Source organism: Pseudomonas sp. AF03-9 (genome assembly GCF_020515815.1).
Lineage (GTDB): Bacteria > Pseudomonadota > Gammaproteobacteria > Pseudomonadales > Pseudomonadaceae > Aquipseudomonas.
Window position 1 is genome coordinate 89,586 of sequence record NZ_JAHPJF010000005.1, and the last position, 24,404, is coordinate 113,989.

At 62.9% G+C, this 24,404-nt stretch carries 22 protein-coding genes and 1 pseudogene; 4 read left to right on the top strand and 19 right to left on the bottom strand.

Annotated features, from left to right (window positions below; all coding sequences use genetic code 11):
- Nucleotide 1: 1 nt before the first annotated feature.
- From LIY36_RS09800 to LIY36_RS09855, 12 genes are read right to left on the bottom strand one after another with little or no spacing between them, the layout of a single operon-like run.
- Nucleotides 2-2,314 (bottom strand): MMPL family transporter, encoded by a 2,313-nt coding sequence (locus tag LIY36_RS09800; protein WP_226455705.1) that lies wholly within the window; start codon nucleotides 2,312-2,314, stop codon nucleotides 2-4.
- Entirely contained in the window at nucleotides 2,304-3,014 is a 711-nt protein-coding gene (locus LIY36_RS09805) for an outer membrane lipoprotein carrier protein LolA (protein WP_226455551.1), read from the bottom strand. The genes LIY36_RS09800 and LIY36_RS09805 overlap by 11 nt, the downstream gene beginning before the upstream one ends.
- A complete protein-coding gene (locus tag LIY36_RS09810) occupies nucleotides 3,011-3,436 on the bottom strand; it encodes an acyl-CoA thioesterase (RefSeq protein ID WP_226455552.1) in 426 nt (141 codons plus the stop codon). Before LIY36_RS09810 ends, LIY36_RS09805 begins: the two co-directional genes overlap by 4 nt.
- Nucleotides 3,429-4,970, bottom strand: a complete 1,542-nt coding sequence (locus LIY36_RS09815; protein ID WP_226455553.1) for an HAL/PAL/TAL family ammonia-lyase — start codon at nucleotides 4,968-4,970, stop codon at nucleotides 3,429-3,431. The genes LIY36_RS09810 and LIY36_RS09815 overlap by 8 nt, the downstream gene beginning before the upstream one ends.
- Nucleotides 4,954-5,889, bottom strand: coding sequence for an LpxL/LpxP family acyltransferase (locus LIY36_RS09820; protein WP_192298322.1), 936 nt, complete (start codon nucleotides 5,887-5,889; stop codon nucleotides 4,954-4,956). The genes LIY36_RS09815 and LIY36_RS09820 overlap by 17 nt, the downstream gene beginning before the upstream one ends.
- Nucleotides 5,886-6,620, bottom strand: a complete 735-nt coding sequence (locus tag LIY36_RS09825; RefSeq protein WP_226455554.1) for a glycosyltransferase family 2 protein — start codon at nucleotides 6,618-6,620, stop codon at nucleotides 5,886-5,888. The genes LIY36_RS09820 and LIY36_RS09825 overlap by 4 nt, the downstream gene beginning before the upstream one ends.
- Before the next feature lie 17 nt (nucleotides 6,621-6,637).
- Nucleotides 6,638-8,308, bottom strand: coding sequence for an acyl-CoA synthetase family protein (locus LIY36_RS09830; protein WP_226455555.1), 1,671 nt, complete (start codon nucleotides 8,306-8,308; stop codon nucleotides 6,638-6,640).
- Nucleotides 8,305-8,850: a hypothetical protein gene (locus LIY36_RS09835; protein WP_226455556.1), complete on the bottom strand. Its 546-nt coding sequence runs from the start codon at nucleotides 8,848-8,850 to the stop codon at nucleotides 8,305-8,307. Before LIY36_RS09835 ends, LIY36_RS09830 begins: the two co-directional genes overlap by 4 nt.
- Complete coding sequence (locus LIY36_RS09840; RefSeq protein WP_003209389.1) at nucleotides 8,847-9,101, bottom strand: acyl carrier protein; 255 nt, start codon at nucleotides 9,099-9,101, stop codon at nucleotides 8,847-8,849. Before LIY36_RS09840 ends, LIY36_RS09835 begins: the two co-directional genes overlap by 4 nt.
- A gap of 9 nt (nucleotides 9,102-9,110) precedes the next feature.
- Nucleotides 9,111-9,383, bottom strand: coding sequence for a phosphopantetheine-binding protein (locus tag LIY36_RS09845; protein WP_192298318.1), 273 nt, complete (start codon nucleotides 9,381-9,383; stop codon nucleotides 9,111-9,113).
- A complete protein-coding gene (locus LIY36_RS09850; protein WP_226455557.1) occupies nucleotides 9,358-10,173 on the bottom strand; it encodes a lysophospholipid acyltransferase family protein in 816 nt (271 codons plus the stop codon). The genes LIY36_RS09845 and LIY36_RS09850 overlap by 26 nt, the downstream gene beginning before the upstream one ends.
- Nucleotides 10,152-10,868, bottom strand: coding sequence for a beta-ketoacyl synthase chain length factor (locus LIY36_RS09855; RefSeq protein WP_192298316.1), 717 nt, complete (start codon nucleotides 10,866-10,868; stop codon nucleotides 10,152-10,154). The genes LIY36_RS09850 and LIY36_RS09855 overlap by 22 nt, the downstream gene beginning before the upstream one ends.
- Before the next feature lie 348 nt (nucleotides 10,869-11,216).
- Here LIY36_RS09855 and LIY36_RS09860 point away from each other — a divergent pair, with 348 nt between their 5' ends.
- Together LIY36_RS09860 and LIY36_RS09865 are read left to right on the top strand one after the other, a co-directional pair.
- A complete protein-coding gene (locus LIY36_RS09860; protein WP_226455558.1) occupies nucleotides 11,217-11,987 on the top strand; it encodes a ParA family protein in 771 nt (256 codons plus the stop codon).
- Between the two features lie 453 nt (nucleotides 11,988-12,440).
- Nucleotides 12,441-12,656 (top strand): DUF6124 family protein, encoded by a 216-nt coding sequence (locus LIY36_RS09865; protein ID WP_192298315.1) that lies wholly within the window; start codon nucleotides 12,441-12,443, stop codon nucleotides 12,654-12,656.
- A gap of 100 nt (nucleotides 12,657-12,756) precedes the next feature.
- Here LIY36_RS09865 and trxC read toward each other — a convergent pair whose 3' ends face one another.
- The 6 genes and pseudogenes from trxC to LIY36_RS27820 all read right to left on the bottom strand — a co-directional run.
- Nucleotides 12,757-13,191, bottom strand: a complete 435-nt coding sequence (gene trxC / locus LIY36_RS09870) for a thioredoxin TrxC (RefSeq protein WP_226455559.1) — start codon at nucleotides 13,189-13,191, stop codon at nucleotides 12,757-12,759.
- A gap of 25 nt (nucleotides 13,192-13,216) precedes the next feature.
- Nucleotides 13,217-14,680 carry a protein adenylyltransferase SelO gene (gene selO, locus LIY36_RS09875; protein WP_226455560.1) on the bottom strand — a complete coding sequence of 488 codons (1,464 nt, stop codon included), beginning with the start codon at nucleotides 14,678-14,680 and terminating at the stop codon, nucleotides 13,217-13,219.
- 48 nt (nucleotides 14,681-14,728) lie between these two features.
- A complete protein-coding gene (mscK, locus tag LIY36_RS09880) occupies nucleotides 14,729-18,067 on the bottom strand; it encodes a mechanosensitive channel MscK (RefSeq protein WP_226455561.1) in 3,339 nt (1,112 codons plus the stop codon).
- 50 nt (nucleotides 18,068-18,117) lie between these two features.
- Nucleotides 18,118-19,860 (bottom strand): potassium/proton antiporter, encoded by a 1,743-nt coding sequence (locus LIY36_RS09885; protein WP_192298311.1) that lies wholly within the window; start codon nucleotides 19,858-19,860, stop codon nucleotides 18,118-18,120.
- Nucleotides 19,861-20,094: 234 nt separating this feature from the next.
- Complete coding sequence (locus LIY36_RS27815; protein ID WP_370694905.1) at nucleotides 20,095-20,967, bottom strand: methyl-accepting chemotaxis protein; 873 nt, start codon at nucleotides 20,965-20,967, stop codon at nucleotides 20,095-20,097.
- Between the two features lie 30 nt (nucleotides 20,968-20,997).
- Nucleotides 20,998-21,720 (bottom strand): annotated as a pseudogene (locus tag LIY36_RS27820) (MCP four helix bundle domain-containing protein); the annotation flags it as partial.
- Nucleotides 21,721-21,987: 267 nt separating this feature from the next.
- Here LIY36_RS27820 and LIY36_RS09895 point away from each other — a divergent pair.
- Both LIY36_RS09895 and LIY36_RS09900 read left to right on the top strand, forming a co-directional pair.
- The gene (locus LIY36_RS09895; protein WP_124525484.1) at nucleotides 21,988-22,218 is read left to right on the top strand and encodes a hypothetical protein; all 231 of its coding nucleotides are present in this window, start codon (nucleotides 21,988-21,990) and stop codon (nucleotides 22,216-22,218) included.
- Complete coding sequence (locus LIY36_RS09900; protein WP_226455562.1) at nucleotides 22,215-22,508, top strand: cell division protein ZapA; 294 nt, start codon at nucleotides 22,215-22,217, stop codon at nucleotides 22,506-22,508. The genes LIY36_RS09895 and LIY36_RS09900 overlap by 4 nt, the downstream gene beginning before the upstream one ends.
- On the opposite strand, the gene LIY36_RS09905 is transcribed toward LIY36_RS09900, so the two are convergent.
- Nucleotides 22,505-24,307: an acyl-CoA dehydrogenase gene (locus tag LIY36_RS09905; protein ID WP_226455563.1), complete on the bottom strand. Its 1,803-nt coding sequence runs from the start codon at nucleotides 24,305-24,307 to the stop codon at nucleotides 22,505-22,507. The two genes, LIY36_RS09900 and LIY36_RS09905, sit on opposite strands and share 4 nt — an antisense overlap.
- Nucleotides 24,308-24,404: the final 97 nt, after the last annotated feature.

Consider the following 24,404-nt stretch of genomic DNA (forward strand, 5'->3'; position numbering starts at 1 on the left):
TTCATAAGGCGTGCTTCTGTTGCCCGGCCCAGGGCGCCAGCATAAAGCTGAATGCCAGGCCGAGGCTGACCGATAGGCCGAAATTACTCACTGCCGGCGTGCTGGACACGGCCAGCAGGCCGAACGACAACCAGGTTGTCAACGCCGCCAGCAGCGTGCCCAACAGGCTGACCGCCGGGCCGCCGATCTGCTCGCGCATCAAGATCGCGTAATCGACGCTGATCGCCGTGACCAGTAGCAGGCCGAACAGGCTGAACAGGGTCAGCGGCTGGCCCAGCCAACCAAGGCTGGCCAGGCTGCACAGCGCGGCGAGCAACGGCAGCGCGACGATGCGCAAGGCGCCGCCGAAGCCGAACGGCAGGATCAGCAACAACACGATCAGCACGCACGACATCAATTTCAATTCGGCCGCGCTGATCTGCGTGTCGGCGAATACCCGGTTCAAATCGCCGAGGCGATCGACCAGTTGCACCCCTGGCAAATCCACGGCCTGCACGCGCAGCAACGCCGGGTTGTTCAGGCCCTGCAGGCTGACCATCGCTGCCACGCCGCCGTCCACCGGGCCCAACCACAGCGTGCGCCAAGGCTCGGCCAGCGGCCCGGCCAGTGCGGCGTCGATGTCTTGGGTGGGCAGCGCTTGCAGTTGTGCGACTTCGGCCTGCAGGGCGGCGACGGGGACGCCGAGGTCCAGCAGCGGTTGCCAGTGTTGGGGCAGGTTGTTCAGCGCATCGCGCACCCGTTGTTGCTCGGCGGGCAGGCTGACCAGTTGATTGAGCGCCAGGTAGCCCTGGAGCTTGTCCATGTTCACCAGTTGATCCAGGCGTTGGCCCAAGGCACTTTCACGCTCCAGCAACTGCTGCTGGTTCTCGGCGCGCACCAGGAAGAACTGGCTGGTGGGCTGGAACCCGGTGATCCGCGCCACGGCCTGGGCCTCTTGGAGCAATTGCGGCGGCGCACCGATCCACTGGCGAATATCGTTTTTGCTGTCGAGCTGCCACAGTCCACCGGCGCAAAACAGCAACAGCAGCGCCAGCAATGCCGGGCTGGGTACGCGCTTGAGCAACGAGGCACGCACCAGCCACAGGCATTCGGCGATGCGCAGCGGCCACTGCGCCGGGCGCAGTTCCACACCCTTGAGCAGCGCCGGCAACAGGCACACGGCGGACAGGTAGGCACCGACCAGGCCGGCAGCGGAGAACACCGCGATCTGGGTCAGCGCCGGGAACGGTGTCCAGGCCAGGGCCAGGTAGCCGATGCAACTGGTGGCCAGGCTCAGGCTCAGCCCCGGTAGCGTCAGGCGCAAGGCCGGCCAACTGCGCCAGGGTTTCAGGCTCCAGCTTTTTGACAGGTAGTGCAGCGGGTAATCCACCGCCACGCCGATCAGGCTGGAGCCCAGCACCAGGGTCATCACATGCATGTGGCCGAACAGCGCCACACAGGCCACCGCGCCAAACAGCATGCCCACCAGCACCGGCACAAACGCCAGCAGCACGCGCCAGCGGCGAAACGCGAGCAACAGCAACAGCAGGATGCCCACGGTGGCGCCACCGCCGACCCAGGTGATCTCCCGCGTGGCTTGCTGCTGACCGTTGGCCGCATAGAGCAGGCCGCTGGCGGCGAGTAGCTGGGCGCCTTGCTCGCCGGCCTGTGCACGGCTGGTTTGGAGCAGGTCCGCCACTTGCAGCGGCAATTTCATGTCGAAGGCATTGCCGGTGGTGCGCGCACGCAGCAGCACCCAGCTCTTGCCGTCGGCATCGGCGATCAACGCGCCGCTGCCAATGTCCAACTGCACCGCGCCGTGCTGCGGTTGGCTGTTCTGGATGCGCCCGGTCAGGCCCAACCAATCGTCCTGGCTCGGCACCAGGCTGAAGCCGGTGAAGGGGTCGAACAGCGCTTGCATACGTTGCTGGATAAACGCGTCGGGCTGTTCGATCAGTTGTTCGCGGTCCTTGGCCGAGAGCATCGCCAGGCGCCCGCGCAGCAGTTGCTCGCGCAGCGCCGGCAGGTCCGCTTGCAGGTTCCACTGGACCTTTTCAAACAGCCCGCTGGCCTGCCAGCGCTCGCCCAACTGTTGCGCCACGGCCACCGCTTGCTGGCGGTCGGCATGCCCGACCAGCACCAGCATTTCGCGGTTCAGCGGCTCTTGCATGCGCTGTTCGGCTTTTTGTTCGAGCGCGTCCGGCGTGTTGCCCGGCACCAGTTCCATCAGGTTGGCCGACAACGGCGCGCCATGGCGCCACTGCCAGCCGGCCAGGGCCAGCACGGCCACCAGCAGGATCAGGAACAGGCGCGGCAGCAGGCGCTCACTGGGCAAAGTCATGTCGCTCCGCGTCGCTCAGGGGCAGGGCTGCGGTGCTGTCTTGCATGCGCAGTAGGGTGCTGTCGCCCTGGGTTTCCAGCAGTTCGATGTTTTGCACCAGCTCGCCACCGTCGATATTGATCTGGGTGAAGACTTGTTTTAACAGCAGCGAGCGTGGGATCAGCGTCAGTTTCCAGTCGTTGGCTTCGCCTTGCAGTTGCAGTTCGAAGTCGCGTTGCAAGCCGCTGCTGTCGCCCTGAAGCACGGCGAGGAACAGGCGATTCTGCTCGGCACCGGCGCTCTTGTTCGGCAGCGGCTGCCAACCGTTGGCGTCGCGGCGGGCAATGCCCTGGGCGCTGATGCGGTAGTCCTGTTGCAGCGGGGTTTTGAGCAGCCATAGCAGGCCGTGGTCCTTGGCGAGCACGAAGGTGCCTTTGCTGACCAGCGGCTGGGGCAGGGCGCGCAGGTGTTTTTCCTGGGTGAAGTTGCCGTGGATCACCGAGGGTTTGGCGAGTTGGTCGCTGAGTTGCTGCAAGTCGAAGGCACGGGCCAGACTTGGAATACTGAACAGCAAGATCAGCGCGATCCATGTGGGAGCGGCGGTGCGACGATTCGACTTGCTCGCGAAGGACCTGAGGACGCCGCGTAGTGCCAGGCGGGTTGCAATATCGTTGACGACCTTCGCGAGCAAGCCCGCTCCCACAGGGGACCTCATTTCAGGGCTCTCTCTACGGCGTCTGTGAAGACTTTTGGCGAGGCCAATTGCATCTCACGGCTGGCGATTTCCACCGCCACTTGCACAGTGCTCGCGCGGGTCAGGCGCTCGCCGCTGGCCAGGTCGGTGATCAGGTAATTGACCTTCAAACGGTTTTCCCACTCCACCAGGCTGGCACGCACGTTGATGGTCTGGCCAAACACGGCGCCACGCACGTAGCGCAACTGCATGTCGATCACCGGCCACGCATAGCCCGATTCCAGCATCTGCGTGTAGTTGTGGTCGAGCTTGTCGAGCAGCGCGCAGCGCGCCACTTCCAGGTACTTCACGTAATGCCCGTGCCAGACGACGTTCATGGTGTCGACGTCGAAAAACGGCACGAGGATTTCGGTGTCGCAGTGCAGCACGCCGGGGCTACGCATGCAGCCTCCAGTGTTGTGCGGCAATGCGCTGCAGGCACAGGCGCAGTTCGCCTTCGAGGGCACGGTCTTCGATCACCGGCGGGAAGTCTTGGGCCAGTTGTTCGTGCATCGCGGCCAGGGCTGGCGGCAACGGCCGGGCGTCTTCGGCCTGGGCGCGTAGCCATACGCCCTGGTTGGCGGCGAGCAAGGTGGCGGCGGCGACCTGTTCGGTCAGCTCCAGCACGCGGATCGCATCGCGGGCGGCGATGGTGCCCATGCTCACTTTGTCTTGGTTATGGCATTCGGTGGAGCGCGAGAACACGCTGGCCGGCATGGTGTTTTTCAACGCTTCGGCGGTCCAGGCGCTGGTGCCGATCTGCACGGCCTTGAAGCCGTGGTTGATCATCGCGCGGTCCTTGGGGGCGCCGGACAGGTTGCTCGGCAGGCCGTGGTTGTAACGCACGTCCACCAGCAGTGCGAGCTGGCGGTCGAGCAGGTCGGCGACGTTGGCCACCAGGGTCTTGAGGCTGTCCATGGCGAAGGCAATGTGGCCGCCGTAGAAGTGGCCGCCGTGCAGCACGCGTTCCTCTTCGGCGTCGATGATCGGGTTGTCGTTGGCACTGTTCAGTTCGATTTCGATGAACGAACGCAGCCAGTTCAGGCTGTCGGCCAGCACGCCCAACACGTGGGGGGCGCAGCGCAGCGAGTAGCGGTCCTGCAAGCGATGCAGCGGTGCAGTCGGCGCGTCGATCGCCAGGTCCTTGCGCAGCCAGGCGGCGACTTGCATCTGCCCCGGATGCGGCTTGGCGGCGAACAGGCGTTCGTCGAAGTGTTCCGGGTTGCCTTGCAGCGCCACCACGTTCAGCGCGGTGATGCGCGTGGCCAGTTGCAGCAGGTAGTCGGCGCGGGCGAAGGCCAGGCAGGCGAGGCCGGTCATCACGGCGGTGCCGTTCATCAGCGCCAGGGCTTCCTTGGGGCGCAACACCAGCGGGTCCCAGCCCAGCTCACGGTGCACGTCGGCGGCCTGGCGGCGTTCGCCACGGAACATCACTTCACGTTCGCCGGACAAGGTCGCGGCCACGTAGGACAGCGGCGTCAGATCACCGCTGGCGCCCACCGAACCTTCTTCCGGGATCAGCGGCAGCACGTCGTGTTCGAGGAACGCATGCAGGCGCTCCAGCAGTTCCACGCGTACCCCGGACACGCCGTGGCACAGCGACTGCAAACGCGCGGCCAGCACGGCGCGGGTGGCTTGGGCGTCGAGTAGCTTGCCCAGGCCGCAACCGTGGAAGGTGTACAGGTGGCGGGGCAACGCTTCGACGTGCTGCAACGGCACGGCCACCACGCACGAGTCGCCGTAGCCGGTGGTCACGCCGTAGATCACGCCTTCCTTGTCCAGCAGCGAGTCGAGGAACTGCGCGCCCTTGGCGATGCGCTGGCGATAAGCGGCATCGCCCTGCAATTGGGTGGGCGCCTGACGGTTGGCCAGGGCCAGCACGTCTTCGATGCGCAAGGCGCGTTCGCCAAAGGTTACCGGCTCAAGATGCGTCGTCATCGGTCTTCCAGAAAGGGTAAAAGTTGAACCATTGTTGGGGCGCTTCCAGGCAGAACTGACCCAGGCGTGCGGCGTAACGCGCGGTCCACAGGGCTATGACCTGCTCGCGGGTATTACGTTTCCATTCGATCAACGGCGTGAACGGCTCGATGGTCAGGCGATAGCGGCTTTGGTGCTTGAGGCACATCAGCAGGTTCACCGGGCATTTGAGCAAGCCGGCCAGCAGCCACGGGCCTTGGGGGAAGGCGGCATCGTGGCCGAGGAAGTCCACGCGTACCGTGCGCCCGCCATGCAGGGGCACGCGGTCGCCGGCGATGGCCAGCCACTCGCCGTCATCCAGGCGCTGGCTGAGCAGCAGCATGGTGGCCGGGTCCAGCTCGCTGACCTGGATCAGGCGCAAGTGGGTCGCCCCGGCTTCCCCGAGCAGGCGGTTGAATTGTTCGGCGTGCTTGGTGTGCACCAGCACGTTCATGGTCACTTGCTCGCCGATTTCGGCGAGGGCGCGGCACACTTCGAGGTTGCCCAGGTGTGCGCCCACCAGCATTTGCCCGCGCTCGCCGCGCAGTTGCCCGCGTAACTTGGCCGGATCGTTGATCTCGATCTGCTCCAGGCGCAGCTTGCCGTTCCATACGTCGAGCTTGTCGAGCAGGGAGTCGGCGAAGGCCATGAACTGGCCGAAGACTTTACGCTGGGTCGGGCGCAGCTCGTCACGCCCGCTCCAGTCGGCCAGGCGCTGCTGGTATTGCCAGGCGCTCTGGCGCGCAGTGCGGCCGAACAAGTAGAAGTACAGGACGATGGCGTACAGCAGCGGGCTCAGCACGCGGCGGCCAAGAACCTTGGCGGCGAACGCGGTGAGTTTCATCAGCAGGAAGCTGCCGCGCTCCTCGCGGTCGGCCCAGTGCTTGGCGCTGTCGCTCATGCCTGCCACCGTCGCCACAGGATCATCGGCGCACGCACCAGCATGCCGAAGAACAAGCGGGTGTGCATCGCCGAGATGCGCACGTTGTCGCGCAGCAGGCGGAAGTGCGACAGGCCATCAGCCGGGTAATGCACTTGGGTCGGCAGCCAGCGCATCGGCTGGTTGCGCCAGGCCAGGCGCACCAGGATGTCGGAGTCGAAATCCATGCGCGTGCCGATGTAGGCCGAGTCCATCAGTGCCAGCGTGGGGGCCAGCGGGTACACGCGAAAGCCGCACATCGAGTCGCGGATCTGCAGCGACAGGGTGTTGATCCACACCCACACGTGGGTCAGGTAGCGCGCGTACAGCCGTCCCTTGGGCACGCTCTCGTCGTATTCGGGGTAGCCGCAGATGACGGCGTCGGGGTGGGTGCGCGAGGCGTCGAGGAAGGTCTCGACTTCACGCAGGTCGTGCTGGCCGTCGGCGTCCACTTGCAGGGCGTGGCTGAAGCCCAGGCGTGCGGCTTCACGGAAACCGGCCATGACCGCGCCGCCCTTGCCCTGGTTGTTCGGCAAGGTCAGCAAGGTGACGTTGTCCAGGCTTGCCAGTTGTGCCAGCACCGCCGCACAGGCCGGGCTGCTGCCGTCGTCTACCAGCAGGCAGGGCAGGCCGCTGTTCAGCAGGCTCTGGACCACGGCGGGCACGGCGGCTTCGTGGTTGTAGACCGGGATCAGGGCGCAGGGGTTATGCATGGTTTGCCCACAGAAGCTTATTCACTTGGTTTCTCCAGCAAAATCCGCCCACTGGAGCAGGCCGCCTCGCCATTGCGGTAGGCGAAGTACAGCTTGCTGCGCTCCTGATCAAAGCGCAGGTGCAGTTGGATGTGGTCGCCCGGCCGTACGAGTTGCTGGAACTTGAGCACTTCCATCCCGGCAAAGGTCGCGGGCAGGTCGAGCAGTTGCTGGCCGAGGTTGAACGCCCATTCGATCTGCACCACGCCCGGCAATACCGGCGTGAGCGGGAAGTGGCCGCTGAAGTAGGCCAGGTCCGGCGGGATGCTCAGTTGCAAGGTCCATTCGCCGTCGGCTTCGATTTGTTCCAGCACTTGTGGGGCTTTTGGCCGTGGGGCCAGCAGCAACGCCTCGACGTGGGCCTGGGGCAGTTTGCCTTGGCTGTTGAGGGGTAACTGGCGCAGCACACGCCAGCGACGCGGCAGCGCCAAGGCTTCGCAGTGTTGGCTCAGGTGCTGGCGCAGGGCTTGGGTGAGCGCACGACGGCCTTGATTGCGCAGGGCATGCAGGCCTTCGGCGCTCAGCACCACCAGCGCGCCGAGGGAGGCGCGGTTTTCCTGGACCACGCCCAGGCGGGTTTCGGCGACCCACGGGTGGGCCATCAGCGCCTGTTCGAGCATGGGCAGGGAGATGCGTTTTTCTTCCAGCTTGACGATGCGGTCCAGGCGCCCGAGCAGTTCGAAGCGGCCATCGGCATGGATGCGCGCGGCGTCGGCGGTCTGTTCGACATGCCCGGCGGGCAAATAGGGCGAGGCGATGCGCAGGGCACCGTCGGCGTCCTGGCTCAGCGCCACGTCGGCGAACGGCTGCCAGGGCTGTGCGCCCTGGCGCCAGGCGATGCCGCCGGTTTCCGAGCTGCCGAGGATTTCCGTCGGCCATTGCTGCAAGCGGTCGTACAACTCGCCAGCGGCCTCGATGGGCAAGGCACCGCCGGAGGAAAACACCCGCGCTACCTGGCTCAGCGCCGGCCAGTCGAGGTTGTCGCCCATGCGCTTGAGCAGCGCCGGGCTGGCAACCCAGGCGAATTGTGGGTGTTCGCGGCTGGCGCGCTGCAAGTCCTCGGGAAAGGCCAGTTGCTTGCGCACAAAGGTACGCCCGGCACACAGGGGCCACAGCACGCGGAACAGCAACCCGTAGATATGCTGGGTGGCGACGCTGCCGATGATGCAGGCGTCTTTCAGGTCTGCGCCCCACAGGGTTTCCAGGGCGTCGACTTCGTTGGCCAGTTGGCGCAGGGTCTTGTCGATGCGCTTGGGTTCGCCGCTGGAACCGGAGGTGCACAGGCTCAGTTGACAGGTGTCCAGATCCAGCGCCGCAGCGCTCAACGGCGCCTGATACAGGGCGTCGAGGTCCGCGACTTCGGTCAACCAGGCGTCGACGGCTGCGTCCCAGCGTTGGCGGGTTTGCGGTTGCAAGTCGGCGGGCAGCAGTACGCCGACACCGGCTCGCCAGGCACCCAGCAGGGCGATCGCCAGCAGGCCGGCGTCTTCCAGGTGCACGGCGACGTGCTGGATACCACGCGCTTGCAGGCCCGCGGCCAGGCTCAGGGACTGCTCCCACAGCTGGGCGTGATTCATTGCAGGTTCGGTCGTGACCGGACGCTGTTCCAGCGGCTCAAGCAGCAACTGCTCAAGTTTCAACCCATTCATACGCGGCCTCGAACCCTTTGTCGTACCAGCCATTCCACGGCAAACAACAGCCCCATCAACCCGTAGGCGATCAGGCCGTTGTACAACGTCCACCAGCTCAGTGGCGCCCATAGGGTAAGGGCGGCGGCGAGCAGGCCATTACATAGAAAAAACGCGCTCCAGACCACGGTGACCTGGCGCGTATACACAATCGCGTGGGGTGGCAGTTGCGGATCGGTCATGCGCGCCAGGCGCTCGACCATCGGCGGGCCGTATTTCAGGCTCAGGCCGAACAGCGCCAGCATGAATGCGCTGACCAGGCTCGGATACCAGCGCAGCAAGTGCGGGTTGTCAAACCAGGCCAACAGCAGGCAGAACACGATCACCGCCAAGGCCATCCAGCGGCTGCCGGGACGCCGCGCGCCGGTCATTGCGCGCAACAGCCACAGGCTGCCCAACAGCAGGCCGAATTGCCACGGTGCAAAGTGCTCGGTGCCGTAATACACCGCAAAGGGGTACAGCAGCCCCGCCAACAACAGGCCAAGGCCGATCAGTCGGCTCATGCGGCGGGCTGGACCAGACGGTACACCGCCTCAACCACGTCGTTCACGGTGCGCACCGCCTTGAACTCTTCGGCAGCGATTTTCTTGCCGGTCTGGCGCTTGATATGGTCGATCAAGTCCACCGCGTCGATGCTGTCGATTTCCAGGTCCTGGTACAGGTTGGCGTCAAGGGTGACGCGTTCCGGCTCCAGTTCAAACAGTTCCACCAGGGCATCGCGCAAGGTGTTGAAAATATCGTCACGAGTTTGCATGGTACGGTCTCAAGCTGCCTGTCGGGCCGTGACGAACGCCGCAAGGCTGGCCACGTCGGTGAAGTGATTGCGGGTGTCCTTGGCGTCGGCATCGATCTTGATGCCGTACTTTTTCTGGATCGCCAGGCCCAACTCCAGGGCGTCTACCGAGTCCAGGCCCAGGCCTTCGCCGAACAGGGTTTGGTCGCTACCGATGTCGTCGACGCTGATGTCTTCAAGGCCCAGGGCCTCGATGATCAGCGCCTTTATTTCTTGCTCAAGGCGTGTGTCTCGGTTGCTCATCTTCGGCGAGCTCCTTAATAAAATAGTCGTGCAGGTAATCGTTGAGCTTGCGTGAAGCCTGGGGCGCGGGCCCCAGTGTGGCGAACGCCTGTGGTTCTATATCGGCACCCACGCGCAAACTGAAGTGAAAGCGGCGTTTTGGGATGCGATACCAGGGTTCGGCCTTGGTCAGGGTCGTGGGGCTGACCTTGATCACCACCGGGGTGACGATTGTCGCACCGCGCAGGGCAATGGCGGCGCCGCCGCGATGAAAGGCGGGCGCGGCACCGGGTGTGGTGCGGGTGCCTTCGGGGAAAATGATCAGGGTCTGGCCGTCGCGCAGGGCGTCGGCGGCGGCGTCGAGCATGTCGGCGCTGCCGTCATTGCTGATGTAGCCCGCGTCGCGCACCGGGCCACGCATGAACGGGTTCTGGAACAGGCTCTGCTTGACCACGCAGTTGGTCTGGCGCATCAGGCCGATCAGAAACACCACATCGATCAGCGACGGGTGGTTGGCGACGATCATCTGGCCTGGGCGGCCGAGTTTTTCCGCACCTTCGACGCTGTAGGTGAGGATGCCCAGGCGGTACATCAGGCGAATGAAAAACCAGAACAGGCAACTGATGGTGTGGCGGGCGCGCCGTTGATGCTGCTTGGCATCGCCCGGCAGGCAACTGAGCAGCGGGAATACCAGCAAACGCAGGCACAGGCCGCCGATGCCAAAGGTCAGGAAGCTGATGGCGGTCGCGAACAGGCGCCAGTAGTAGGCCTGCCGTGGCTTGTCGGTCATTACTTGCGTTGCCAGTTCCATACGCGGTTCTTCCAGGCATGTTGGCAGGCGCCCTGCTCGGTGAGCAGGGTGCGCAGCAGGTTCAGGGCGTGGGGCCACTGGGTTTGAGTGGGTTGGACAGTGCCGGTGTGCAGTTCCAGCTGCCACTCGTCGCCCGGTGTCAGCAACAGACCGAGGGCGTAGGGGAATGGCACGTCTTTGATCCAGCTGGCGTAGGCGGCGGGCGGCTGTTCTTCGGTGATCACCAGCAACACCGCCGGGGCGCCTTCGTTGAGCAGCGCGGCGGCTTCGAGCACGCCGTGCTCCAGGCCATCGCCAGCGGCGGCGAGGGCGGTCATTTCGCTGGTTTCATTGCGCAGGATCGACCACAGGCCAATCACCGCGTTATGCACCGACAGGCTGAACTGGGTCGGCGACAGGGGCTGGTCGTTGGCCAGGTCGCTGAGGATGTCGAGGGTGCGCGGGGTTTCGCCATGCCGGGAGATGAACACCAGCGGCAGATCCTGCAGGCCTTCGGCCAATGGCCAGCCGACGCTGAACGCCATGCGCGCCAGGCGGCTGAGGCGACGGCGCTGCATGGCCGGCAGGAACGACACGTCGGGGGAGGCTTCGCTGGCTGGCAGCAACACCGGGGCCTGGCACCAGGTGTGCCAGTCCTGCGCGCTGTCGAGACCTGGGGCCCAGGCACGCCATTGGGCGATATTGAAATTGATCACTGAGAGGTTATCCCGCCCCTGCGGGCTTCCATGTGCGGCCGTTGGCCCCGAATACCGGGACAGGGAGCAATGGCCGAATGGCGCGCATTATCCCGGTGCCGTGGGGTTCTAGCAAACTTTGGTAATGAATTGTTCAAGGCTGATTACAAATGTGTTGGAAAGATTTACAGATTGTCCGTTACCGCAGGTCCGGTTGGATTGTCGGTTCGTTCTGTTTCATTTGTCGGCGATGGATGACAGTCCGCGCGCCAATCGCCCGTGATGCAGCAATGCATGGATGAACGAGGTAGCTAACAGGCGCTTTTGCCCTCTACACTCGGACATTCATTGATACACGGAGGTTTTTCCATGCGGCGTGTGGTGTTCAATCAGAAAGGCGGTGTGGGCAAGTCCAGCATCGCCTGCAACCTGGCGGCAGTCAGCGCCAGCGAAGGCTATCGAACCCTGTTGGTGGACCTCGATGCACAAGCCAATTCAACCCAGTACCTTACCGGGCTGACCGGCAACGACATCCCCATGGGGATCGCGGATTTCTTCAAGCAGACCCTGTCTTCCGGGCCGTTTTCCAAGAAAAACCAGGTGGACATCTACGAAACCCCCTTCGATAACCTCCACGTGATCACCGCCACCGCCGAGCTGGCTGACTTGCAGCCCAAGCTTGAGGCCAAGCACAAGATCAACAAGCTGCGAAAGTTGTTGGACGAGCTGAGCGAAGACTACGACCGGATTTACCTGGACACACCGCCAGCCCTGAATTTTTATGCGGTTTCAGCGCTGATTGCCGCTGATCGCGTACTGATCCCCTTCGATTGCGACAGTTTCTCGCGCCAGGCCCTGTACGGCCTGCTGGCGGAAATCGAAGAATTGAAGGAAGACCACAACGAAGGCCTTGAAGTGGAAGGCATCGTGGTCAACCAGTTCCAGGCCCGGGCGAGCCTGCCGCAGCAGATGCTCGACGAGTTGATTGCCGAGGGCCTGCTGGTGCTGCCGGTGTACCTGGCCAGTTCGGTACGTATGCGCGAATCGCACCAGGAGAGCAAACCGCTGATCCACCTGGACCCACGGCACAAGCTGACCCAGCAGTTTGTGGAGTTGCATAACCTGCTGGAAAACGCCTGATCTGACAGATCACTGAAAATCCCTGTGGGAGCGGGCTTGCTCGCGAATGCGGTGTATCAGTCACAAATATTTTGACTGGCCCACCGCATTCGCGAGCAAGCCCGCTCCCACATTTGTTTTGCATTCCGGCAGAGGGATTTGGATTTGTCCCACAGAGGCTGTAGGACAGGTCTGGCAATAGGGCATGAGCCTTGTATCGTTGCCTACGCGTACGCCAGAATCCGCCGGCTTGTGCGTCTGGAGGGGTGTCTCTTAAGGTTCGCCGGTCGCTGAATGTTCAGTGATCGGGTTTAGTAGCCCGTGTTGAGGCGTACAGCAATTCTCCATTTTATGGTGGCTGTACGGAGGGCGCTTTCGAGCGCGCCGGTTGCGTCTCCCGGTCTACTAACCTGCGTACAGCTGCCACCCTCTGTTTAGTAGCGGTCGGTTGCAGCTCCATTTAGGAGACGATCCATGGCTAATGTTTATTGCGTCACCCCCAACCTCCCCACCGAAACCCTCGTGCTCAACAGCTACGAAACCTTCTCTTCCGTGCGCACCCTGCTGCTCAACCTGTCCAACGACCTCACCGGCGAACACCGCGACGTGGCCTTGGCGATCCACCAATTGAGCGAACTGGGCGTGCTGCTGGTCGGCCAGATGATGGACCGCGAAGCCCCACTGGCCTGAACCTGCAATGCGATCAATGTGGGAGCTGGCTTGCCTGCGATAGCTGTAGTGAATTCAACACTGTCATCGCAGGCAAGCCAGCTCCCACATTTCGACCGAGTTACACGCCCTGGCTGCGCAGCCAGGCCATCAACTGCGGCAACGGGAACGCCCCGCTCTGGCGCGCCACTTCGCGGCCGTTCTTGAACAGGATCAAGCTAGGAATCGAACGAATCCCCAACTGCGCCGACAGCTGCTGATTGGCCTCACTGTCCAGTTTGGCCAACCGGCACTTACCCTCCAGTTGCCCCGCCGCCTGCTCAAACACCGGCGCAAAGGATTTGCAGGGCCCACACCAGTTGGCCCACACGTCCACCAGCAGCGGCAAGTCTCCTTTGATCTGGCTGGCGTAGTCGCCTTGCTTCAGCTCGAAAGGCTTGCTCAGTAAGACTGGCTGCTTGCAGCGCCCGCACTTGGGCGCGTCGCCCAGGCGTTCGCCGGGGATGCGGTTGAGGCCGTTGCAGTGAGGGCAGGGGATGACGAGAGGGTTGGACATGAGGGCTCCTACAGTAATTGAAAGGTTACGACGAACAACTAATCTCCAAATGTTTACCCCAATCCGGCGGCCGCTGCGCGTATTGCTCCATCCCCGGCTGTTCTTCAAACGGCTTGCTCAGCACCTCATGCAGCCGCTGCACTTCACTGTAGTCCCCGGACTCGGCAGCGGTGATGGCGTTCTGCGCCAGGTAGTTGCGCAGGAGGTACAGCGGGTTCACCGCGTGCATCCGTTCGCGGCGCTGTTCCTGGCTGTAATCCCCGTCCCGTTCAACGCGGGCCTTGTACAGGTCGGCCCAGGCATCAAACCCGGCCCTGTCGACAAAATCATCACGCAGCTTCGCCACGGCCAGCGCCGCCGACTCATCGCCAAGGCGGCGGAAGAACAGGGTGTAATCCACGCCGCTGTTCTGCATCAGCTTCAGCAGGCGCTCCACCAGTTTCTGGTCGTCATCTTCAGCGGTGGTGAGGCCCAGCCGGCGGCGCATCAAGTCCAGGTAGTTCGCCTGATACAGCGGCAGGTACAGGCCAAGCGCTTCTTTCAATGCATCCACACTGATAAACGGCGTCAACGCCTGCGCCAATGCGCTCAGGTTCCACTGGCCGATCGGCACCTGGTTGCTGAAGGAGTAACGCCCTTCATGATCCGAATGGTTGCAGATGAAGTGCGCGTCAAAATCATCCAGGAAGGCAAACGGCCCAAAGTCGAAGGTGATGCCCAGGATCGACATGTTGTCGGTGTTCATCACCCCGTGGCAGAAGCCATAGGCCTGCCATTTGGCAATCAGCTCGGCGTTGCGCTCGACGATTTCACGGAACATCGCCAGATACGGCTCAGGCTGTTCGCGGCATTCAGGGTAGTGAAGATTCAGTACGTGCTCGGCCAAAAGCGCCTGCTGCTCGGGCTTTTTGGTGTAGTAAAAGTATTCGAAATGCCCAAAGCGGATGTGGCTGGGCGCCATGCGCAAGACCATCGCGCCACGTTCCTGTTTCTCGCGCCACACCGGGGTGTCGGAGCCGATCACGCACAGTGCACGACTGCTCGGGATGCCCAGCGCATGCAGCGCTTCAGAGGCGAGGAATTCACGAATCGAAGAGCGCAGTACCGCACGCCCATCGCCCATGCGCGAGTAGGGCGTTTGCCCGGCGCCCTTGAGGTGCAAGTCCCAGTGCTCGCCGGCGGCGTTGTACACCTCGCCCAGCAGCAAGCCCCGCCCATCACCGAGTTGCGGGGTATAGCCGCCGAACTGATGCCCGGAATAGACCATCGCCCGCGGCTCCGCTTCTGCCCACAGCTTGTGCCCGCCGAACAGTTCGGCGAACACCGGTGTTTCGGCCACGGCCGGGTCGAGGTCGAGTAGCGCCATGGCGGCAGGGCTTGCGACCACCAGTCGGGGGGCATCGAGGGGTTCGGGCAAAACGTGGGTTGAGAACGCGTCGCCCAAGCGTGCGAAGCGATTGTCGAAGGTCAGTTCGTCGAGGGCTTTCACCGGCCATCTCCAGCAGAATGTCCGAGCATTCTGCTGGGGATAGCGCGGTTAGTCGAGTTTGCTCGGCGGCGGTTCGATGACGCCGCCGTCATTGGCGGGCTTGGCCGGGCTGTCGACTTCCACCAGTTTGTATTCCTGGCCGTGGAGGTTCTTGAGGTAGACCTCCATCTGGCGGAACGAGATGTTGATGTGGTGGTTCTTGAACTCGCGGTTGATAAAGCGGTTCACCTCGTCGATCACCGGGTTACGGTCACCGAGGTCGCGCACGTGCATGCGCAGTTCGTGGTCGAGGGTGCTTTCGCCGAAGTTGAGGAAGTAGACATGAGGTTCCGGTTCCTTCAGCACCCGTGGGTTTTCCCGGGCGGCCTTGAGCAGCAATTCCTTCACCAGATCCAGATCCGAGCCGTAGTCCACGCCCAGTTTCAGGGTCACACGGGTGATGGTGTCGGTCAGCGACCAGTTGATCAACTGCCCGGTGATGAAGGTCTTGTTCGGGACGATGATGTCCTTGCGGTCAAAGTCGGTGATCGTGGTGGCGCGAATGCGGATCTTGCTCACCGTGCCCGACAGGTTGCCGATGGTGATGGTGTCGCCGATCCGTACCGGGCGTTCGAACAGGATCATGATGCCGGAGATAAAGTTGGCGAAGATCTCCTGCATGCCGAAGCCCAACCCCACCGACAGCGCCGCCACCAGCCATTGCAACTTGTCCCAGCTCACGCCGAGGGTGGACAGCGTAGATACAAAGCCGACGCCGGCAATCACGTAGGAGAGCAATGTGGTGGTTGCGTACGCGCTGCCCTGGGCCAGGTCCAGCTTGGACAGCACCAACACTTCCAGCAAGCCCGGCAGGTTGCGTGCCAGGGCAAAGGTAATGCCGACAATGATCGACGCCCCCAGCAAGTCGCCGATACTGATGGGCACCATGCTGATATTGGCACCTGTGCCGCTGGTGTATTCGTAGAGGGTCACGTTGTCCAGGTAGGAGAACACCGTGATCAGGTCCTTCCACACCCAGTACAGCGCCGCGATGAAGCCGCCGAGCAGGGCCAGGCGGATCAGGCGCATCGACTGTTCGTTGACCTGCTCGATGTCCAGGGTCGGTTCTTCGATCACCGCTTCGCCGTCGCCGGCTTCCTTGGCCGCCTGGCGTTTGGCCAGGGCGCGGGCATAGGCCAGGCGCCGTGCGGCAACGCCCAGGCCACGGACGAAAGTGGCTTCGATCACCAGCCAGAACATCAGCAGGTACAGGGTGTTGATCAAGCGGTCGCTGAGCTTGAGCGCGGTGTAGTAGTAGCCGAAGCACACGGCGATAAACAGTGCGATGGGCAGCGCGGTAAACAGCACGCCCACGGCTTTGCGGAACAGCGAGGCCTTTTCGTGCGCGGGGCTATGCAACAACAGGCGGCCCAGCAGCCAGGCCATCAAGGCGTAGCACAGCAACACCACGCCGATGCCCAGTACATCGTCGGCCAGCGCCGCCGGTTGGTGCTCGGCGATGGCCACCACGGCCACCAGGGCCAGTACCACCAGGCCGAGTTTGCGCACCCAGCCTTGCAGGAACTCGACCTGGGGTTTCTCCCAGCGGAAGTGCAGCTCCGCCACGCCGCCGGGCGCCAGGATGCGATAGGCGGTGTAGAACACCATCCACGCCTGGGCGATCTGCAACAGCGCAGCGCCCAGATTGGCGTTTTGCCCACGGGCGTCGATCTGCAAGGCATAGCCGCACAGCGCCAGGCCCAGGGATACCGGCATCGCCAGCAGGATATTGATCAGGATCGCCTGGGGCGTATGCCACTGGCTGTCGCGCTTGAAGTGGCCGATGTCCTGATGGACTTTGTTCAGGCGCTGATACAGGTTTTTACGCCGCCACAGCAGCGCGCCGATCAACAGCAGCAACGGCAGGAACAGCAGCGGCCGCTGGGTCAGGCCGTCATACAACTCGCTGACGCTGGAAGCCCAGGGCAGGGTGGTGATTTGCTTGCTCAGGTTCGCCGGTACGGTTTCCAGCCACTCGGTGTCCAGCGGCTTGTTGCTGGGGATCCAGAACATCTGCTCATCCAGCGTCGCGCGCAAGGTGGTGGCGGTGCTCAGCAGTTGTTTCTGGTTGAGTTGCAGGGTGATCGATTCATTCAGCAGCGCACTCAGCTCACGGCTCAGGCGCTCCAGCAGGTCGCTGCGGGTGATCGCCAGTTCCAGCAGGGTACGGCGCAGTTGCGGGGTGACGTCTTCCGGCGACTGGTTCGCCAGCAGGTTATCCACATACGCGCTCGGGGAACTGATCAGCTCACGCTGTTGGTTGACCTCGAACTGGTACAGGCGAATGTTGGCGATGTCGTCCGCCAAGTCGCGGTCCACGGTGAGGCGCGGCAGGGCCTGCTTCTGTTTGTAGAGGATCTTGGACAGCAGCAGGCTGCCCTTGAGCACGTTGATCTGCTCGTCCAGGGCGGCATCGCTCTGGGTCACGGTGTCCAGTTGCTGCTTGGTCTGCAGGTTCTTCTGGGTCAGGTCGTTGAGGCGGTCGGTGCTTTTGAGCAGGTAGTCGGACAGCTTCAGGTTGGCCGCGCTTTCGGTGGCCAGCAGGCTGCTGCCCCCGGCTTTCTGCGCTTCGATGGATTGCTGGGTGACGGTCTGTTGCGACTGTGCCAGGCGTTTCTGGTTGATCAGGGTTTGCAGGTCCTGGATCTCTTGTTCCAGGCGCGCGGTCTTTTCCATCACCAGGTCATGCTGGCTGTTGCCCAGGTCTTGCAGTTGGCTGTTGCCGGCCAGTTCCTGGCGGCGCAGCGGGATCAGCGCGTTGAGCGAGGCAAGTTCGGCGTTGAGCTGGTTGCGCTGGTCGGCGCTGAGGGTCTTGCCGTTGTCTTTGCCAGCCTTGAGGGTCGAGTTGATCTGCAGGATGCGCGTCTGGCTGTTGCTGATTTCGGTCTGGGCGCGCTCGGGGCGGGTCTGGGCGGCGATGCTCAGGCTGTTGGCGTCGGCCAGCTCTTTTTGCAGGTCGCCTTGCTGGGTGGTGCGCTGCACCAGCAATTGTTCGAGCTGCGGCACCGGCAGGCTGGCGTAGCGCTGGGCCACCGGGATGACCTTGGTGGCCTTGAGCCGGGTCAGTTCACGCTGGTTTTCGGCGGTCTGGCGCGGCGCATCGCCCAGCTGGCGCTTGAGGTCCACCAGGCGCTGCTCGTAATCCTGCTTGTTGCCCAGGTACGTCAGGGTCTGTTGCAGGATGGTCTGCAAGGCCTTCATGTCGGCGTCGGGCAGCTTGCGGTCGGGCAGCTTGTCCAGGGTTTGCTGGATGGCGTCGGCGCTGGGCGGGTCGGCCGCGTGAACGGTGCCGACACAAAGGGTCAGGCCCAGCAGGGCAGTGGCGAGAAACGAGCGCAGGATTGGCATAGAGACCGGTCGAGCAAGGTGAAGAATCGGGGGTGTTGTCGCCCCGCAGTTTAGAGGAAGAGTCCGGGGCCCGGGCGACTTCCTTCGGGGAATCTGACGCCCACTTTGCCGATCTTGTTCCCGTCCATGACTGCGACGGTCCAGATGGTGTTGTTCCATTCCACCTGGTCGCCGACGATGGGCGCGCCGCCGACTTTCTGGGTGATGAAGCTGCTCAGCGGCATGTCCGGGTCGATGCCTTCCAGTTTCAGGCCGTACAGGGCGGAAACCGCGCCCAGCTGGGCGTCGCCTTCGAGGACGAAGTCGCCGAAGAAGCGCAGGTCGAGGCCGCGTTGCGGCGCCTGGCTGAACAGTTTGCCCAGGGCCGGCAGGTTGTGTTCGTGGCCGATCACGCAGAGCAAGTCGCCGACTTCCAGCACCGTACTACCCGACGGGTGGAGCAGTTGCTGGCCACGGAACAGCGCGGCGATCCGCGTGCCCTCGGGCATTTTCAGCTCGCGCAGGGCGGCGCCGATGCACCATTTCTCGGCACCCAGGCGGTAGACGAACAGCTCCCACTCGCTGGTGACGTGCACTTCCAGGGCCGCGCGGGAAATCGGCGCCGGGTCCGGTGGTACGGTGACCTTGAGCAGCTTGGCCACCCACGGCAGGCTCGTGCCCTGCACCAGCAGCGAGACCAGCACGATAAAGAACGCCAGGTTGAAGTACAGCTGCGCGTGAGGCAGGCCGGCCATCAGCGGGAACACTGCGAGAATGATCGGCACCGCGCCGCGCAGGCCTACCCAGGCGATAAAGGCTTTTTCGCGGCCGTGGAACGCCTTGAACGGCAGCAGGCCGACGATCACTGACAGCGGCCGCGCAAACAGGATCATCCACAGCGCCAGGCCCAGGGCCGGCAGGGCAATCGGCAGCAGGTCATGGGGCGTGACCAGCAGGCCCAGCACCAGGAACATGCCGATCTGTGCGAGCCAGGCCATGCCGTCGAGCATATGCAAAATGCCATGACGGCTGCGCACCGGCCGGTTGCCGATCACCAGGCCGCACAGGTACACGGCGAGAAAGCCGCTGCCGTGCAGGGCGTTGGTCACGGCGAAGACGAACAGGCCGCCGGCGATTACCAGGATCGGGTACAGGCCGGTGGCCAGGTTGATGCGGTTGACCATTTGCAGCATCAGCCAGCCGCCCCCGAGGCCGACGACGCCGCCGATGCCGAACTCGCGTACCAGGTGGGTCAGCAGGCTCCAGTGCAGGCCGGTCTGGCCGCTGGCGAGCATGTCGATCAGGGTGACGGTGAGAAACACCGCCATCGGGTCGTTGCTGCCGGACTCGATCTCCAGGCTGGCGGTCACCCGTTCGTTGAGGCCCTTGCCGCCCAGCAGCGAGAACACGGCGGCGGCGTCGGTCGAGCCGACAATCGCGCCAATCAACAAGCCCTGGATGATATTGAGGTCGAACAGCCATGCTGCGGCCATGCCGGTGAGGCCGGTGGTAATCAACACCCCCACCGTGGCCAGCGACAATGCCGGCCAGAGTGCCACGCGGAAACTCGCCACCCGAGTGCGCAAGCCGCCGTCGAGCAGGATCACGGCCAGTGCGAGGTTGCCCACCAGGTAGGCGGTCGGGTAATTGTCAAAGATGATGCCGCCGCCATCGACACCGGCAACCATGCCTACGGCCAGGATGATCACCAGGATCGGAATCCCCAGGCGGGACGAAAGAGAACTCACCAGAATGCTCGCACTCACCAGCAACGCGCCGATCAAGAACAGGCTGTTGATGGTCGTCGCATTCAAAGGCAGTACTCCATGGGCAAACAAGACGGGGCGCAAACTGACCATGCAGTCTGCGTGCCAGCGATTCTAACCTGTTGAATTGCTGCGCTGTCAAAAAGCTTTTGCAGGTTGGCGAAGATCCAATGTGGGAGCGGGCTTGCTCGCGAAAGCGGTGTGCCAGTCGATACATCTGGCGACTGATACACCGCTTTCGCGAGCAAGCCCGCTCCCACATTTTTGGCCGAGGTGTGTCAGTTAGAGGCGGAAACGGCCGACCATCCCATTCAAATCCACCGCCAATCGCGACAACTCACTGCTCGCCGCACTGGTCTGGTTGGCGCCTGTCGCCGATTGCACCGACAGATCGCGGATGTTCACCAGGTTGCGGTCCACTTCCCGCGCCACCTGCGCCTGTTCTTCCGCGGCGCTGGCGATCACCAGGTTGCGCTCGTTGATCTCGACAATCGCAGTGTTGATGGTATCCAGCGACATCCCTGCACCTTTGGCGATGTTCAGCGTCGATTCCGCACGCTCGGTGCTGTTGCGCATCGAATCCACTGCGTGTTCGGTGCCGGCCTGGATGCTGCCGATCATCCGCTCGATCTCGCTGGTGGATTGCTGGGTACGATGGGCCAGTGCGCGCACTTCATCGGCGACCACCGCAAAACCACGTCCGGCCTCACCGGCGCGGGCGGCTTCGATGGCGGCGTTGAGGGCCAGCAGGTTGGTCTGGTCGGCGAGGCCGCGAATCACGTCCAGTACCTTGCCGATGTCCCGCGACTCATTGGCCAGGTCGCCAATCAATGTGGCGGTGGCTTGCACATCACCGCTCATGCGTTCGATGGCGCTGACGGTTTCCTGCACCAGATCACGCCCGTCACCAGCCGAGGTGGTGGCGTTGCGCGAGGCTTCGGAGGTGCTCACCGCATTGCGCGCGACTTCTTCGACGGCGCTGGTCATTTCATTGACGGCGGTGGCGGCTTGTTCGATCTCGTTGTTTTGCTGGGTCAGGCCACGGGCGCTTTCGTCGGTGACGGCGTTCAGCTCTTCGGCGGCCGAGGCGAGTTGGGTGGCGGACCCGGCGATGCGTTGCAGGGTGTCGCGCAGTTTGTCCTGCATCTTGGCCATGGCGGCCAGCAGGCGGCCGGCTTCGTCATTGCCGTCGACCTTGATCGGGCGCGTCAGGTTGCCTTCGGCGACTTCTTCGGCGGCTTCCAGAGCCTGGGCGATAGGCACGGTGATGCTGCGGGTCAGCAGCCAGGCGAACAGCACAGTCAGCGCGGTGGCCAGTACCAGCAGGCCTACCACCAGGTCGAAAGCCAGGTCGTATTGATCCTTGGCTTGCTGATTGGTGACCAGGGCCATCTTGTTGTTGATGTCCAGCAGGCGCGCCAGCACGGCGTTGACCTGCTCGGAGTTGCTCAGCAGCTCAGTGTTGATCAGGGTGCGCAGGGCTTCCACCTGATTGGCCTGGGACAGGCTCTTCATGCGCGTTTCGATCTGACGGTACTGGCCCAGCAAGGTGACGTACTCGTCATAGGCGGCGCGCTCTTCGCGACTGTCGATGAGTTTTTCGTAAATGCCCTGGGCGGCGCGGATCTGCTGGTCGCGCAGTTCGAAGGTTTCCAGGGTCTTCTGCTGCACGTCCGGCTCGCGGTTGGTCAGCAAACGGTAGGACAGGACGCGCAGGCGCAGGGTCAGCTGGGTGAACTCATCCAGTGCGCGAATGCTCGGCACGCTGGACAGGGTGATGTCTTCGGCGGCGCCACGGATCTTGCTCATCTGGTTCAGGGCGAACACGCCGAGAAACAACATGAGTGCGCCGATAAACGCGAAGCCAAGAAAGGCGCGCGGCGCGATATTCATATTACGAAGGGACATGCTGGAATCCTGGGGGAGAAGCGCGATCCGTGCGGGCGTGATACGGGGTGTGCCTCTCTATCGGTCGTACGACTAAAGTCTAAAGGGGGCTGTGCGTTTTTGTCGCATCCGACGAGGTTCAGGAACCAGATGGGGGAATTGCAGTCACTAAGGCTCGAAAGCGCGGCTCGGCCCTGAATAATCGGGCTGCGCGCCGGGGATAACCCTGGCATCCGAGGTGAATTTTCTTTATCGTCACCGCCCTTTGAAAAAGCCCGAGAAATCAAAATGTTAGAAGCATCCCTCAGCCAATTGGAACAACTGGTCAGCGACCTGGTACAGCAGAACCAGGATCTGTTGGGCAGCAACGAATCCCTCAAGGCCGAACTGGCTCGCGCCAAGGATGAGAACGACAGCCTGCAACTGAGCCTGATGGAACAGGAAGAAAAACAAGGCGCCACCGCCGCCCGTATCCAAGCGTTGGTTGAGCGTGTGAGCGCAGGTCCGGTCGGCGCATGAATGAAGGGATAAAGGTCGTTTCGATTCTCGGCGAGGATTACTCGATCAAGGCGCCAGCCGGGGAAGACAAAACCCTGATGCACGCCGTGACCATGCTCAAGGCCTCCCTGGCCACCACCAAGAAAAAGTACCCGACCCTGATCGGGGACAAGTTACTGGTGCTGGCGGCGTTGAACCTGTGCGCCGAACAGATCGAAATGCAGCAGGCGCACCAGGAGGAACTCGACCGTTACCAAGAGCAAGTCAGCGCCACGGTCGAGGTGATTTCCAAGGTAATCGGACAGCCTTAGAACCACGCGTCCTGCATCGCGAGGCACGTATCATCCCGCGCCTCCAGAATCGCCAGTTCATGATGGCAGCCCGGTACTTCCCAGGTCAGGAAATACCGGGCGGCCTGGAACTTGCCTTTATAGAAGGCGACATCCGCCGCATTGCCCTTGGCCAACCCCTCTTCGGCGCGAATCGCCTGTTCCAGCCAGCGCCAGCCAATCACCGTATGCCCAAATACCTTCAGGTACAGCGCCGAATTCGCCAGGCTGCTGTTGACCTTGCCGTGGGCCAGATCCGTGAGCAGGCCAATGGTGACGCTTTGCAAGCGGTTGACCAGTTGCTCCAGGGGTTCTCTCAGGGCATTGAGTGATGGATATTCCTGCGCCCGGGCGCCGGTTTCGGCGATCAGCCGGATCAGTTGTTTCAAGCCCGCGCCGCCGTTCTGCGCCAGCTTGCGTCCCAGCAAGTCGAGGGACTGGATGCCGTGGGTGCCTTCATGGATCGGGTTCAGGCGGTTGTCGCGGTAGTACTGCTCCACCGGGTATTCGCGGGTGTAGCCGTGGCCGCCGAGGATCTGGATCGCCAGTTCGTTGGCCTTGAGGCAGAACTCCGAGGGCCAGGATTTGACGATGGGGGTGAGCAGGTCCAACAGTTCGTGGGCCTGTTTACGCTCGGTTTCAGTCTCCAGGGTGGTGGTGTCGTCGAACAGGCGTGCGGCGTACAAGCCAAGGTCGAAGGCGCCTTCGACGTAGGCTTTTTGCGTCAGCAGCATGCGTTTTATATCCGCGTGCTGAATGATCGAGACCGGCGCCGTTGTCGGGTCCTTGCTGTCCGGCAGGCGACCTTGCGGGCGTTCACGGGCGTATTCCAGGGAATACAGGTAGCCGGCGTAACCTAGCATCACCGCGCCCATGCCAACGCCGATTCGCGCTTCGTTCATCATCTGGAACATGCAGCTCAAGCCCTGGTGCGGTTTGCCCACCAGATAGCCGACACAGTTACCGTTATCGCCGAAGTTAAGCGCCGTGGACGTGGTGCCGCGCCAGCCCATCTTGTGAAACAGCCCGGCCAGTAGCACGTCGTTGCGTTCGCCAAGGCTGCCATCGTCGTTGACCAGGAACTTGGGCACGATGAACAGCGAAATGCCCTTCACCCCGGCGGGCGCGTCCGGCAGCTTGGCCAGCACCATGTGCACAATGTTTTCCGACAGCGGGTGATCGCCGCCGGAGATAAAGATCTTGTTGCCCTTCAGACGATAAGTGCCGTCGGCCGCCGGTTCTGCGCGGGTACGAATATCCGACAGTGACGAGCCCGCATGGGGTTCGGTCAGGGCCATGGTGCCGAAGAAGCGGCCATCGATCATCGGCTGCAGGAAGCGTTGTTTCTGCTCCTCGGTGCCGAAGCTTTCGATCAGGTTGGCGGCGCCCATGGTCAGGAACGGGTAGGACGTGGATGCGGCGTTGGCCGATTGGAAATGCGCAAAGCATGCCTGGGAGAGCAGGGTGGGCAACTGCATGCCACCGGCTTCGAAGCTGCGCGCGGCGTTGAGGAAGCCGGCTTCCAGAAATGCATCGACGGCCGGTTTGACCTCGGGAATCAGGATGGCTGCGCCATTTTCGTAGCGCGGCTCGTTTTCGTCGTTCTTGCGGTTATGGGGGGCGAAGTACTTTTCGGCGATGTTTCGAGCGGTGCTGATCGCCGCATCGAACGTTTCCCGATTGTGCTCGGCAAACCGCTCGCGCCTGGTCAGGCTCTCGGCATCAAGGACTTCGTACAGCTCGAAAGCCAGATTGCGGGAACTGAGCAGCGTCTCGGACATGGCGGATCACCTATGTGGGAATAGGGCCGAGTCTAAGTGCGCAAATAGAGGCTGGATAGCAAGATTGATTTGGGTGATGGAGGGGCAGAACACGGAC